Consider the following 13,524-nt stretch of genomic DNA (forward strand, 5'->3'; position numbering starts at 1 on the left):
GCGCTGATGGTAGTGTGGGATTACCCATGTGAGAGTAAGTCATCGCCAGCTCATTATTCAAAAGCCCCTGCCAAGTGTAGGGGCTTTTTTTATGCATGAATTATTAGGTAATATTAACACTGCAAAAAGCCTACTAAAGCTTCTTGCAGTGAACTGTAAGCAGGATTGATTGATAGTCTTATCAAAAAATATTAAAGATATTTATTAAATATTAAACTTTTATACTCACTTTAATTGTCTTCGGGCATGTTTTAAAGCGCTTCTTAGTCCTTCTTCTAAGGTGGGATGATAGAATGGCTTATCTAAAATTTCATCTACGGTTAAATTCTCAGAAATCATCCATGCCAGTAAAAGAGCCATATGTTCTGCAGCTTCTACAAATAATTCTGCCCCTAATACTTTGCGTGAAGATTGATGGATATACACTTCGAGCGCACCACTGTTTTTAGCGAGTGCTAAAGCCCGGCCTTGTTTTTCATACGAAACCATACCTGTAACGAATTCAATTTTTGCATCGCTGAGTTGTTTGAAACTTTGCCCTACGGTTGCCATTTCTGGTGCGCTAAATACGATTGCTAAAGGTGTAAGTGTCTTTAAGTTTTTAATTTCAGGATATTTTAAACAGTTATTTACAGCTTGACGTCCCTCATGTGCTGCTTCATGTTGAATAGGCGTGTTGCTATGTGCATCACCGACAATGAAAATAGGGTAATCTCCAAGCTGTTTGGTTGTATCGTGAACAGGAAGTTTTTTAAGATCAGTATATGAGTGATGGATATTGTTTAATTGCAGCGTATCTAAATAACTTTTTCGGCCTGTTGCAACCAGGAGATATTCCACATCAAGTTGTTGAGCTTGATTATTTTCCTGGAAGTTAATTGTAACTCCTTGCGTATTAAGCTGAACTGCAGTTGGTAATGTTTCGAATTTAATATTTAAATTTTTACTGATTTCATCTTGCGCTAATTTTTGCAAAGCTGAGCTGCTTAAGGCGCCAACTTTACGGCTACGTGCAAAAACAGTGGTCTTGACCCCTAATCTTTGCATGGCTTGTGCAAGTTCGATAGCGATGACTCCGCTACCAATCACGGCCAATGACTGAGGTAATTTTTCTAGTTCAAAAATTTGATCTGAAGTGATGAGCCGGTCACCGAGCTGTTCTTTCCACTGGAGATCAAAGGTTGGAGTAGAACCTACAGCGATAATAAAACTTTTAGCCTGATATTTCTGACCATTCACAGTAATTGTATTTTCATTAGTGAACTGTGCCTGTCCTGATATTTTATGTTTTGCTGTCCAGCTATTTACATCTTTGAGTATCGCATTTGTAAAATGATCTCTAAGCATTCGTACATGTTGCATAACCTGCGATGTATCAATTTTTGAGGTGACAGATAGACCTACTTTCTCTGCAGTTTGGATATCATGCATACGATTTGCAGCAGAAATAAGCACTTTACTTGGCATACAGCCGACACGGGCACAGGTTGTATCCCATGATCCATGATTAACAATAAGGAGGTTTTGGGTGTGTTTAATGGCTTCTTTATAAGCAGCAATACCTGCTGTACCTGCACCGATAATAATGATGTCGTACATAATATTAACTTTTAAAATAGCGTAAATTGACTATATAAAAAAATCCTCTAAAAAGAGGATTTTATTGCAATTATTTACATTTAAAATGTTACACCGGTTGGGAGGCTTAAACTGGTGTTCACTGTACCATTATTATTTATTGATGTACCTTTAAAAGTAATCCCATTAATTACATGTTCAAAATTTAAAGTTCCACTTAATTGTTGCTTAAATTTAAAAATATTATTGCCACTTAATGAAACATTGCCCGTAAAGGTCTGATTATTTTGATCAGGTGATTCATTTTCTACACGAGTGCCATCAATAGTTGTAATACTCGGTAAAAATAGTTCCTGTTCACCAGATGCTTTGATTCTAAAGCTTGCTGATGCAGATGTCCCTGGTACCGAGTTAAGAATAAATGAAATTGGTTCCGCAAATGGAATGTTCGGGTTGTCATTAATCAGTACATTAAATCCTGAACCAGCTTGAATGTTATAAAGACTACCATCTCTAGATGTAAGGTCTTTATAAATACTGATCGCACCTGTGGTGATTTCACGTTCTACATTATTCCCAGTTTCTGGATCTTTTACAGTAGCAGTAGTGGTAATTTTATAGTCACTGGTGGCACTATTAATAAGTACAAAACGTTTTTGCAGAGTTTGTTGAATACCCCAAGATTGTTGGAATGGATAAGCAAAGGCACCCGTTATCGTGACATCATTAAAATTTTTATCACCATTTTCATTTTCAAATATATAAATTCGTGTATTTGATTCATATGCTTCTAAATTAGGGGTTATTTGATCATTTTGAAGTTTAATGTTTTTTAAATCTTCAGCAGTAATATCAAAATCCCATTCAGAATAACCAGAAAGAACTTTTTTAATGTCTTCCCCAACAAATACATAGCAGGCACGATAATCTGTTTTGCTTAAAAGGAAGCATTTATCACGATAGTTTGTTGTTTTAAACGCAGTTAAATCAATTTGACGAATATCTAAGCTAAGTTGAATAGGGCCCTGTGCAAAAGTATCTAATGCATGGTCGATATAACCTTTTGAGGTTGTAGCATCATTTGGGTCATAATTTCCAAATAGGAATTGACCTTCTCGTTTTAAAATATCAAGTTCTGCTTTAGCTATTTCTATAGGAGTCGATGTTCCCGGTGTTGTTGTTTCATTATTTTGTTTAGTATTATTATAATAGCCATCACTACCACCGCCCCCACATGCAACTAATAAACTTGCCAAAGCTAGTGCTAAAGAGCTTTTTATAAAACCCATATATTACCCCAAAATTATGTTGTGTATTAAATTTGTTTATATTGGTTAAAGATAACACACATAAAAAATGGTGCAAATAGCACCATTTATATTATTTTTATAAAATCAAATGGAAGTTCCTACACTTACCCCAACCGTAGGTCGAACATTCATAGAACTACATCCCACAATGACGCATGAAATAAGAAGTAGAAGAATAATTTTATTCATAGAACAATCCTAATTTTTACTTTATTAAATGATAGGCAAGAGCATGTGCCACTTTGTTCTATCATTAATATATGTTTTGTAAGCCATGATCATATTCGGCAAATTTAACTCCCGTCTATTTTAAAAATTTTACCATCGATAATGGAGGAGTAAATAATGCTGCAATTGTTCAACCATAGGAGTTAATGGGGGAATGAAGCCAGATAGCCTTATCACTCATCAGGCGGGTGTGAAGTGAGAGACTTAAAAATTCAAAATTTATCTGTTGTCATTTGACCTCCTAATACCGCCAAAAAAGCTTAACCTATAGATTGAATCAACAGGTTATACAAACAGCGCGGTATTAAAGGTCACAATGAAATTAAAAAAGCACGATCAACAACGTGCTTAATCATCTAATAAATCCATTTGTTTTGCGAGTTGATATAAATTATTTGAACGATTGCCAGTACGACAGAACATGAGTACAGGTTTTGGAAGTTCATTGTAGTGGTTGGCAAATGTACGCACATCAACTTCAGTAATTTGACCTGCAACGACGGGTTGAAAAACATAGTCTAATCCTGCATTACGTGCAGCTTCTTCAATTTGTGCGCTTGTAGGCTGCTCTGGACCACCTTCCATATCCGGACGGTTGTTGATAATCGATTTAAAACCTTTTTCAATAACTTGCGTTACCTGTTCTGGGCTAATTTGACCTGCAAAGCCGACATTTTCGCTCATTTTGTCACTCCATAATTTGCTCAATAGATATATGCTTTATGATAGCATTAAGCTGAAACTTGAGTTTAATCAGTTGAAATTTTTATAAGCGATTATAATCATAAAATAACGCACTGGAGCGCGTATGCATTCCTATACGGTTGAACCCTTATATGTAAATAGTGGGCAAGAGGTCATTGCTGCGGATTTTTATCGTCCCAAAACCGAACATAAACCGGCTGTGATTATTATGGCACATGGTTTGGCTGCTTTACGTCAATTTAAACTGGTTCAATATGCCAAGCGTTTTGCCCAGGCGGGTTATGCCGTTGTACTGTTTGATTATCGTTATTGGGGGGGGAGTACCGGCCGTCCACGTGAACTGGTCTCGATTCAATCACAATTGGAAGATTGGCGAACCATGATTGCGCATATTGTGGCGCGGAAATCGATTGATTCACGGCGTATCGTACTTTGGGGAACCTCTTTAAGTGGTGGCTATGCCTTAAATTTAGCGGCAGAATTAAAAAATGTCCAAGCGGTGATGGTGCAAGTGCCATTTGTCGATGGTACGGAAAGTGCCAAGCTTTATCCTTTGCAACAATTGCCTAAGGCACTCAAAATATCGAGTCAGGATTATATGGGCGCGAAAGTCGGGATGTCTCCGAAAACATTGCCCGTTGTGAGCAAAAAGGGTTTATGCTTTATGCCTACGGCAGATAGTTATGAGGGATATCTATCCATTGTTAATCCTGATTATTACTGGAGTGGCGAGATTCCTGCACGCGTCTTTTTCAACCTAATCCGTTATCGTCCTATTCAGGATGTGCGTAAAATCAGTGTGCCTGTTTTATTTATTGCCTCTAAACAGGATAGTCTGATTCCGATTGAATCGAGCCGTGAAACAGCGACCAATATCGCACCTTATGTACAATACCATGAATGGGATATGCAACACTTTGATATCTATCATGGCCAATGGTTCGAAAAAGCCATATCAACGCAATTAGAATTTTTACACCAACATATTGGAGTGAGCTAAATGATTATTGTATGTCCTGCATGTGGTGCCAGAAACCGAGTACCGGAAGATAAACTGGAAGCAAATCCAAACTGTGGTCAGTGTCAACATGCGCTTATTCCTCTAGCTCCCATAGAGTTGAATGAGCATAATTTTAGTAACTTCGTTACCCATAGTGAATTGCCTATACTTATTGACTTATGGGCGGAATGGTGCGGTCCTTGCAAGATGATGGCCCCTCATTTTGAACAAGTGGCAAAACAAAACCCGAAAGTGATTTTTGCCAAAATTAATACCGAAGAATCACCCCGACTCAGTGGTGCGTTTAATGTGCGTAGTATTCCCACCTTGGTTTTGATGAATAAAACCAATGAAATTGCTAGAATAAGCGGTGCGCTACGATCCACAGAGCTACAGCAGTGGCTGGATCAACATTTAAATGCCAATACTGGGAGTTAACGTGTCAGATACTCATGTAAAACCGGAAGGAACGCTTTCCCTTCAAACAATTGCAATGCCAGCAGATACCAACTGGAGTGGTGATGTCTTTGGTGGATGGATCGTTTCACAAATGGATTTGGCAGGTGCAATTCATGCAGAGCGTTTTAGTAAAGGACGCTGTGCAACCATTTCAATTAATCAGATGACTTTTTTGGTTCCTGTCAAAGTCGGCGATGTGATTAGCTGTTATACCAAAATTTTAAAAGTGGGTAATACCTCAATTCAAATGCAAATTGAAGTGTGGGACAGTCATGACAGTTCGCGTGAACCTACTCGTGTAACCGAAGGCGTGTTTACCTTTGTCGCTGTGGATGTAAAAGGGGCAAAGCGTCAGATTCCGGATGAGGTCAAACAAAAATTTTTAGCTTCGCAGCAAGAGAAATAATTCCAAGAGTAAAAAAGCCCAATCCTGATTGGGCTTTTTTATCAGTTTAATTTTTTAGCTGGTATGGGCAGAACTAAAAAACAAATTAGTTTTTTAATTGTGATTTGGACACCCAGGCCCAGAGCATTTCACATTGAACAGGCTCTTCACCTGATTCATCCGTCACCTGAACGCTTACTAGCGTTTCACCTTTCTCGGTGTTTTGCATGAGCTTTTGCTGCTCGTCTGTCAAGGTGGCGGTTGCAATCATTGCACCTTTGGATGGGCGCTTGAAATCAACTTTTAAGCTTTTTATTAATACAATACAGGAGTCCGAAACATTCATTCCAGTGACAAAACCAGTGGCAGTTTCGGCAATCAGTGCCATGGCGCAGGCATGAACCTGGCCAATATGGTTTTGCATGGCCCGATGGTTTTCAATTTTGACCACCACTTTGTCGTGGCTGACTTCCAGATAACGAATATGGGCACTGCCCACCATCGGCACGACCCGACCAAACACTTTGCTCCACAGTCTACTGCGGATGCCCTGAGGTAATTTAGCCGTTGCTTTTACCAGTTTCGATAAGCGATTGGTCGGTGTCATGGAATTCCTCGTCGTGTTACGGCAGTAATGCCTTAGTCTTTAAAGTTGTTAAACTGTAAAGGCACACCAAATTGCTGTTCTTTTAAAAAAGCCATCACTTGTTGCAAAGTGTCGCGCTTTTTATCCGTTACACGAATCTTGTCGCCCTGAATAGATGATTGCACCTTGATGCCGCTTTCTTTAATGGCTTTATTAATTTTTTTTGCGGTATCCGAGTCAAGACCGTCTTTTAGCTTGATCACTTGAATCACATTTTTGCCTGAAGCGGTCATTTTTTGCGGATCAAGTGCCTGAATATCCACTTTGCGTTTAAAGAAATGGTTTTCCAGCATGCTATAAACTTGTTCACACTGGAAATCACTTTCAGTACTGATTTTGATTTCTTTGTTTTTTTCATTCAGTTCAATAGAAACGTCTTGTCCGCGGAAGTCAAAACGGGTTGCAATTTCTTTTTGCGTGTTTTGAACAGCATGATTTACTTCAAAAATTTCTAATTCAGATACAATATCGAAAGAAGGCATGGTTTAGACCTTTACAAATGGAAAGAATATCTGAGATGCTAGGGATGTTTTCTTCATTTGCCAAGTGTTGTTTACATCAAAGGAGTGTGCAATGATCCGTAAACAAGAAATTACAACATTTGAGTTCCCAGAAAATGCAATTATCTGGGATGTTCGTGATACAAAAGCCTTTGCTGAAGGTCATGTAAAAGGTGCTGTGAATCAGCCTATCGATAACCTAAATGCAAATAGCTTAACTCAGGTGGAGTCGGATCAGCCTATTTACATTTTATGCGGTGGTGGCAGTAAGGCACCCCGTGCTGCTGAAAAGTTGGAAAACTTGGATAGTTCACGTGAGTATGTGGTATTGATGGGTGGTACCCGTGCTGCACGTGATGCAGGCCTCCCTCTAGAGCAGGGTGCGTAAGGAAAAAAGCGCCGCAAGGCGCTTTTTTATTGGCAGACAGAAAACTCAATTTCCCTCGGCGGCAGATAAGAATCTTTAGAATATTTGCTGAGTTTGTAAAGGGTGGGGCAGAAAATTTAAAATCTCCCGCTTTGGTAGCGGTGCTATTCACCTTTTGATAAAGGATGAGGATTTTTAAAATAAGGTTTCTTCGCTTTTACTTTCTTTTCAAAACGTCTGGCACTCAGTTTACGCACTAAACTCGATGAAACAGGGCAGGCTTCGCCCAACACCTGTGCAGCTAAAACTTCACTGCAAAGCGGTGCAAATAAAAACCCTTTCGAACCCAGACCCGTCAATGCATAAATCTGCTGATCTTGTTGTACCTGACTCACGACCGGAAAATAATCCTGAGTTTGGGCGCGTACTGAAGCACGACCCTGCCAGCTTTCCACCGGTGCTAAAGTTTTGGCATATTCAGGAAAAACACTGTGGATCAGTTCATAGTTATGCACATGATCTTCCAGTAGGACTTCCTCATCATCACGATTCGGGTAAAACGATGCGCCTAAAACAAGCTGATCTGCATTGAGCTGCATGCAATAGCCGCCATAGCTATAGGCCTGATGGGCATCTAAAGGCTGTACGGAGTTGTCTACCCAGCTGACTTGTCCACGAATCGGCTTTAATACAGGAAATTGTGCAAAGAAGTTTTGACTATTGCGTGCAGCGCAAACAATCACATGATCAAATTCACCCAATAATTGCCCAGTAGTAGAGAGCACCTTCATCAAGGTGGCTTGCTTGATCTCGGACACTTCTGCTTGCTGATACTGAATCAGGGGATGTTCTAGGATTTGATCTCGTAATTGATGCGGAGAAACAGCCCCTGCCTGCAATAAATTAAGATTGGAGAATTCAGTATTTAGAGTACAATCTGTGGTGGATTCTGCTTGAAGAATTCCTTCAGGATACTGTTGTGCCAGTCCCAGTAACTCATCGGCATTTTTCAGTGCTAACTGACTGACCTGAATTGGGCGGAAAGCTGCAAAGGTTGCATAATGATTTAATGCATGTTGCCAGGCTAAAGTCATTAAATGGTTTGGACTTTGTTCAATCGGACACAGTTTCGGGTTCAGTAAGGCCAAAGGATTGCCAGAGCCGCCGGAAAGAGGGGCTGTCTGGTCATAGACCATCACCTGATGGCCACGCTGAGCAAATGCCCAGGCACAGCTTAAACCTGCGATTCCTGCGCCAATAATCGCAATCTGGCGCTGTTTAAAGATCGCAGTATTTAGCTTGATTTTTTTTTGAGTGGAGTCTAAATCTTCCGAGGTTTCAACCTGATTTTCAGGCGCATTCCAGATGGCTTTAAGCATTTCCCGTTTATGTCCAAAACCGCGCGGACGTGTAATAGAAATACCGTGATTTTTTAAGCCGCGTTTCAGTACACCCGCTACACTAAATGAAGCGAATGTCGTCCCTCTATCCGATAAGCGCACAATGTTGTTGAGAACATTTTCTTCCCACATATCCGGATTACAAGAGGGGGCGAAACCATCTAAAAACCATGCATTGACTGTTGCTGTTTTTTCCATGACGGGAAAGACATCATGGGCATCACCCAGCCATAAATCCAGGCTAAAACGTTCATCCGGAAAGGATAAACGGTGACAGCCGGCAATAGGCATCGGATATTGGGCAATTAATTGCTCAGCCAAAGGTTGCAGTTCAGGCCATACGTTTAAAGTACGAATCAGGTCATCTTTTCTTAAGGGAAATTTTTCTACAGAAATGGCATGCAGATGGCTGTGATTGTCCGGGCGAAGCTGTTGCCAAAGCTGCCATAAGGCCAGAATATTTAAGCCGGTGCCAAAACCGGTTTCACCAACACAGAAATATTCAAAATCATTCAGCTTTGCCAGGCGGGTCGATAAATCGTTGCCATTTAAAAATACATGCCGAGTTTCCAGCAAACCATTATCTTTAGAGAAATAAACGTCTCCAAACAGTTTGGAAACGGGAACCTCAATGCCATCGACCTGATGCCAATCCAGATCGGCAGTTTGAATAGGATGGGACAAACCTAAATAACCTTTAAATCGAGCTGTAAAACTAAATGAATCAGTAAATATTGTCATTACCACTGGCGACGACGTTTGGTATACACATAACTGGCAATCAGGAAGCCCAGCAACACGCCGACTGCAATCGTCGCTGCGCCGTATAAAAACATCTGTGCACTACGTTCACTTTGCAACACCTGCACCTGAACGCCCAAACTGTCATTTTTCAATTGCAGTTCCTGGTTTTGTGCCAAGGCATCTAAATTGGCTTTTTCCAGTTGCTGTAAGCGGGTGGCCTGATCTTTAACCAGCGCTTTGACTTTGGCATCTTGCACTGCCTTATTCTTGGCAATTTGTTCTGCGGTCAGCGGTTTGGTTTCCAAAGGTAAACCATTGGCATCCAGCTTGGTAGCAGGAACAGTACCCGGCTTATTTGCAGGTAAGGTTTGTGGGGTGGTCTGTGGTGGAGGTGTTGCAGTCGTCGCTTGAGCAGCAGGGGCTACAGCAGGTGTCGGAGCAGGAGCAGATTCCACCGCCCAAGCTGTTGAACAGATTAAAGAGAAACCCAATAAGCTTGAAACTACAACACGCATGATTTTATCCTTGAGGGAAAGCTTTATTAAAAGGTTTCACATCAATATGACCATATACGCCTTCTTTTAAGAAAGGCTCATCTTGCAGCCATGTATCCAGTGCTTCACGGGTTTCAAAGTCAACAATAATCGTGCTGCCATAAAAACCTGCGTGTGGATTGCCGGGCTCTTTAGGCATTGCACCAGCTACAATTAAACGACCTTCATCATTTAATTTTTGCAGGCGTTCCAAATGCTGTGGACGCGTAGCTAGACGTTTTTCGACTGTACCCTCGTTATCGGTACACGTTACGACGAATAAAGGCATATTCTTTCTCGATCAGTTGACCTGAATTAGGCTTCAGGCGACTTAAAATATTTGCGCAAGACAATAAACTGAACAATGATAAAGGAAAACATCACAATCATGTCACCAAATGCAGTAAATTCGCCCCAATATTTTCCGCCAGCAAATAAAAAAGCGAAAAAAACATGCAGGAAAGACATGAATGCGAACATGCCAGCCCAGGCAAAGTTTAAGTTTTTCCAGCCTTTTGCGGTTAAATTGAAAATAGGACCAAATAAACGCTGAATCAGGGGTTTCTTGTCTTTGGTAAAGTAAGGTGAAAGCAGGAAGGCACCCGCAAAAACAATATTTAAAAGAGCGGCTTTCAAACGGATATAAAAATCATCGCTCAGCATTAAGGTAATGCCACCAAAAATGACTGTCATAAACAGTACAATCCATTGCTGTTTATCCAGGCGGAATTTCTGGCTGACAAATAAGACGCCATACACCACCAGCATTGAGATGATCAGACCTGCGGTAGCCACTAAAATGTGATTATTATCAATACCTCCCGCTGAACCGATCAAATGTAATAGCGGATGTTCGGTATCTTTGGGATCAACAGTTTTATATAAATAAAAGAAAATAATGAGTGGCACAAAGTCTAAAAGTGCTTTCATGTTAGAGTATCTAAATCTGATCAAATAAATGACATAGTATAAGTGATGCAAGGCATAGATTTACATACACATAGTAATATTTCTGATGGAACTTTGTCTCCAGAACAACTTGTGCATGCAGCCGTGGAAAAAGGCATTCATACCCTTGCGCTGACGGACCACGATAGCATGGATGGCTTAAAAATAGCTGAAAATATTGCGCAGGCTTTACCGCTGAATATTATTTCCGGTGTCGAAATCTCCAGCCAATGGTCACGTCCGGCAACGAAAAAAAACTATGCCGTACATGTGGTTGCATTGAATATGCAAAAACCAGAACCGTTACTTGCCTTACTGGAACAACAAAAACAGATTCGGGCGATTCGTGCCAAACAGATCTGTGATTTGCTGGTTCCGCTGATTGGTGAGGATATTTATGCCGATGTGATTACCAAAGTGGAGGGTGTTGCAGACCGGATCACCCGAACCCATATTGCCAAAACCCTGGTAGAAAAAGGTTATGTCAGTCGTCCACAACAGGCTTTTGATAAATATATTAAAGAAGGCAAAAAAGCCTATGTGAAATTTGATGGCCTGGGTTTGGAAGAAACCATTCAGGTCATTCATGAGAGTCAGGGTTTCGCCGTGCTGGCGCATCCGACGAAATATGATTTATCAGCTACTAATATCCGCTATTTGATTGAAATTTTTGCCCAGTTTGGTGGGGATGCTGTGGAGCTTCCGCCAGCGATTGAGCCGGCCTCAACCCGCCAAATGGTCGACCGGATGATTGAACAGTTTGGTCTCAAGGTGTCAGTGGGCAGTGATTTTCATGGTGATAATATGCCGTGGATCAAGCTGGGTAATATTCCGCGCGTTAAGGAAGGACAGGTCGGGATTTGGGAGAGTTTTGTTTGACCTCTCCCTTGCGCAGCAGTGCTGCTCATCTCCTAGAAGAAGAGGCGATATCCATTATTAAAATTTAGAAAGGATAAAAGCTCCTTCTCCCTCTGGGATGAGGAATATATTCCGCAAGGGGAAGAGGGTCTAAAGCAAATTATGATCCTGTGCCTGAATCGGTGGTGGGGTTGGTTTACCCAAAGTTCCCAGCAGTTCAATTTCAATGGTGCGCACCATTGAGTCCAGTGGCAAGTCATTGCTTTGCGTGCCGAAAGGTTCTTCAATTTCGGAACTGAGCGCATCCAGACCCAAAAAGGTATAAGCCAAAATACCGACCATTAAAGGCGTCGCCAAACCCAAGGTTGCGCCCAGACTAAACGGCAACATAAAACAGAAAAAATACACGGTACGGTTTAGTAAGACTGAATAGGCAAAAGGCAAAGGTGTGGTGGCAATACGGTCGCAACCGGTTTGAACCAGACTCAGTTCAGCCACATGCTGGTTCATCTGGGTATAAATAATATCGGAAATTTCGCCTTCTTTAAGGGCTTGCATCAATTCCCATTGAATCAGGCTCAAGGTGTATTGTGGTGCATTGGCCTGCTGGTAAAGCTGGGTTACAGCCTGTTGGCTCATGCCGCTGGTTTCTACCAATGCCATAGGATTCGCCGTTTGATGACGCAAACGGTCACGCAGTACATTGGCAAACACAATCACGTGCTGAATGATGCGTTCACGGCGTCCTTGGCTGAGCATGCGACAGTCGCGGTCAAAATGCCGCGCATTGGCAATCAGCATGCCCCACAGTTTACGGGCTTCCCACCAGCGGTCATAACAGGCGGTGTTTTTAAAGCCGAGAAAAATCGACAGTACCACCCCAATTAAGGTAAAGCCCACCAGGGGAAGTTCTGGAAAATGAAAGTAACCAATATAAGACAGACCGCCAATCACTGAGGAGATCAGCATGACCACACCTAAAGGCGGCAAAACCTTGGGCAGGATGGTTCCGCGCCAGGAAAAGAGCAGCTTGAATACACTAGGTTGATCACGAACAATCATGTTATTAGTATCATCAAAATTTTTTGTTGATCTTCAATGTTAGCAGGGCTTTTGTCAATATTTGTTACAACTATTATTGAGTTGAAATCAGTCCCAGCTCCGCCAGAGAACAGCTTCCTTCTGGTGACACAATACAATGGTCAATCAGCTTGATTTCCAATAATTGACAGGCACTTAGAATACGTTGTGTGAGTTCGACATCGGCGCTCGATGGCTGTGGCATCCCCCAAGGATGATTATGCGCAATGACGAGACTGCTGGCATGTTGATTGATGGCATGACGCAGCAGCTGATTTGTGGAAATTTCACACGAATTAAGCGAACCGTAGAACATTTTCTTAAAGCTTATTTTTCTTAAATGTGCATCCAGGCAAAGTACCGCAAAAACTTCCTGCTTTTCACCCAGCAATTCGAATTTCAAAAAATCCAGGAGTATTTTTGAATTGCTTAATTCAATTTTTCCCTGCTGTAAATGGGTGGAAATATAGCGCCGTCCCAATTCCTTCACCGCAATCAGTTGGGCATATTTGCTTGCCCCGATACCATGAAATTGGCTTAAATCTTGAAGTCCGGCATCCAAAATAGGGTTGAGCCCGCCAAAATGCTGCAAGAGCATGCGGGAAAGCTCAACGGCAGAATGTTGCCTGGAGCCGGAGCGTAAAAAGATGGCCAGCAGTTCAGCATCTGACAGACTTGCAGCGCCTTGTTGAATCAGCCTTTCGCGTGGACGTTCCTGTTCAGGCCAGTGTTTAATCGATAAATTCATTGTTTTTAGACTTTTTTGTTATTAGTGAGGGTATT

16 protein-coding genes are annotated in these 13,524 nt (G+C 41.4%); 5 read left to right on the forward strand and 11 right to left on the reverse strand.

Going from position 1 to position 13,524, the window contains the following annotated elements; genetic code table 11:
• Positions 1-225 precede the first annotated feature (225 nt).
• The 3 genes from BLP85_RS11670 to BLP85_RS11680 all read right to left on the reverse strand — a co-directional run bounded on the left by BLP85_RS11670 (position 226) and on the right by BLP85_RS11680 (position 3,800).
• Positions 226-1,599 (reverse strand): dihydrolipoyl dehydrogenase, encoded by a 1,374-nt coding sequence (locus tag BLP85_RS11670; protein ID WP_092820254.1) that lies wholly within the window; start codon positions 1,597-1,599, stop codon positions 226-228.
• 80 nt (positions 1,600-1,679) lie between these two features.
• A complete protein-coding gene (locus tag BLP85_RS11675; protein ID WP_092820255.1) occupies positions 1,680-2,867 on the reverse strand; it encodes a hypothetical protein in 1,188 nt (395 codons plus the stop codon).
• 597 nt (positions 2,868-3,464) lie between these two features.
• Positions 3,465-3,800, reverse strand: a complete 336-nt coding sequence (locus BLP85_RS11680) for a protein tyrosine phosphatase family protein (RefSeq protein WP_092820256.1) — start codon at positions 3,798-3,800, stop codon at positions 3,465-3,467.
• A 124-nt stretch (positions 3,801-3,924) separates the two neighbouring features.
• Between BLP85_RS11680 and BLP85_RS11685 the strand changes: the two genes are divergently transcribed.
• From BLP85_RS11685 to BLP85_RS11695, 3 genes are read left to right on the forward strand one after another with little or no spacing between them, the layout of a single operon-like run.
• Positions 3,925-4,821, forward strand: coding sequence for an alpha/beta hydrolase (locus tag BLP85_RS11685; protein WP_092820257.1), 897 nt, complete (start codon positions 3,925-3,927; stop codon positions 4,819-4,821).
• On the forward strand, positions 4,822-5,259 hold the full coding sequence (gene trxC, locus BLP85_RS11690; protein ID WP_092820258.1) for a thioredoxin TrxC: 438 nt from the start codon (positions 4,822-4,824) through the stop codon (positions 5,257-5,259). It begins immediately after the preceding gene.
• Positions 5,260-5,314: 55 nt separating this feature from the next.
• Complete coding sequence (locus BLP85_RS11695) at positions 5,315-5,686, forward strand: acyl-CoA thioesterase (RefSeq protein ID WP_409449189.1); 372 nt, start codon at positions 5,315-5,317, stop codon at positions 5,684-5,686.
• 85 nt (positions 5,687-5,771) lie between these two features.
• Here the strand turns inward: BLP85_RS11695 and BLP85_RS11700 are convergent, their stop codons facing one another.
• Complete coding sequence (locus tag BLP85_RS11700) at positions 5,772-6,272, reverse strand: DUF4442 domain-containing protein (protein ID WP_092820260.1); 501 nt, start codon at positions 6,270-6,272, stop codon at positions 5,772-5,774.
• 32 nt (positions 6,273-6,304) lie between these two features.
• Positions 6,305-6,793 carry a YajQ family cyclic di-GMP-binding protein gene (locus tag BLP85_RS11705; RefSeq protein ID WP_086195903.1) on the reverse strand — a complete coding sequence of 163 codons (489 nt, stop codon included), beginning with the start codon at positions 6,791-6,793 and terminating at the stop codon, positions 6,305-6,307.
• A 91-nt stretch (positions 6,794-6,884) separates the two neighbouring features.
• Here BLP85_RS11705 and BLP85_RS11710 point away from each other — a divergent pair, with 91 nt between their 5' ends.
• The gene (locus tag BLP85_RS11710) at positions 6,885-7,199 is read left to right on the forward strand and encodes a rhodanese-like domain-containing protein (RefSeq protein WP_092820261.1); all 315 of its coding nucleotides are present in this window, start codon (positions 6,885-6,887) and stop codon (positions 7,197-7,199) included.
• A gap of 143 nt (positions 7,200-7,342) precedes the next feature.
• On the opposite strand, the gene mnmC is transcribed toward BLP85_RS11710, so the two are convergent.
• From mnmC to BLP85_RS11730, 4 genes are read right to left on the reverse strand one after another with little or no spacing between them, the layout of a single operon-like run.
• Positions 7,343-9,262, reverse strand: a complete 1,920-nt coding sequence (gene mnmC, locus BLP85_RS11715; RefSeq protein WP_092820353.1) for an FAD-dependent 5-carboxymethylaminomethyl-2-thiouridine(34) oxidoreductase MnmC — start codon at positions 9,260-9,262, stop codon at positions 7,343-7,345.
• 56 nt (positions 9,263-9,318) lie between these two features.
• Positions 9,319-9,837 (reverse strand): hypothetical protein, encoded by a 519-nt coding sequence (locus BLP85_RS11720; RefSeq protein ID WP_092820262.1) that lies wholly within the window; start codon positions 9,835-9,837, stop codon positions 9,319-9,321.
• Positions 9,838-9,841: 4 nt separating this feature from the next.
• Positions 9,842-10,144 (reverse strand): YciI family protein, encoded by a 303-nt coding sequence (locus BLP85_RS11725; RefSeq protein WP_092820263.1) that lies wholly within the window; start codon positions 10,142-10,144, stop codon positions 9,842-9,844.
• A 26-nt stretch (positions 10,145-10,170) separates the two neighbouring features.
• Entirely contained in the window at positions 10,171-10,785 is a 615-nt protein-coding gene (locus BLP85_RS11730; RefSeq protein ID WP_092820264.1) for an inner membrane-spanning protein YciB, read from the reverse strand.
• A gap of 45 nt (positions 10,786-10,830) precedes the next feature.
• Between BLP85_RS11730 and BLP85_RS11735 the strand changes: the two genes are divergently transcribed.
• On the forward strand, positions 10,831-11,682 hold the full coding sequence (locus BLP85_RS11735; protein WP_092820265.1) for a PHP domain-containing protein: 852 nt from the start codon (positions 10,831-10,833) through the stop codon (positions 11,680-11,682).
• A 129-nt stretch (positions 11,683-11,811) separates the two neighbouring features.
• Here BLP85_RS11735 and BLP85_RS11740 read toward each other — a convergent pair whose 3' ends face one another.
• Positions 11,812-12,723 carry a bestrophin family protein gene (locus BLP85_RS11740; protein WP_092820266.1) on the reverse strand — a complete coding sequence of 304 codons (912 nt, stop codon included), beginning with the start codon at positions 12,721-12,723 and terminating at the stop codon, positions 11,812-11,814.
• A 73-nt stretch (positions 12,724-12,796) separates the two neighbouring features.
• Positions 12,797-13,489 (reverse strand): RadC family protein, encoded by a 693-nt coding sequence (gene radC / locus BLP85_RS11745; protein WP_092820267.1) that lies wholly within the window; start codon positions 13,487-13,489, stop codon positions 12,797-12,799.
• Positions 13,490-13,524 lie beyond the last annotated feature (35 nt).

Source organism: Acinetobacter kookii (assembly GCF_900096895.1).
Lineage (GTDB): Bacteria > Pseudomonadota > Gammaproteobacteria > Pseudomonadales > Moraxellaceae > Acinetobacter > Acinetobacter kookii.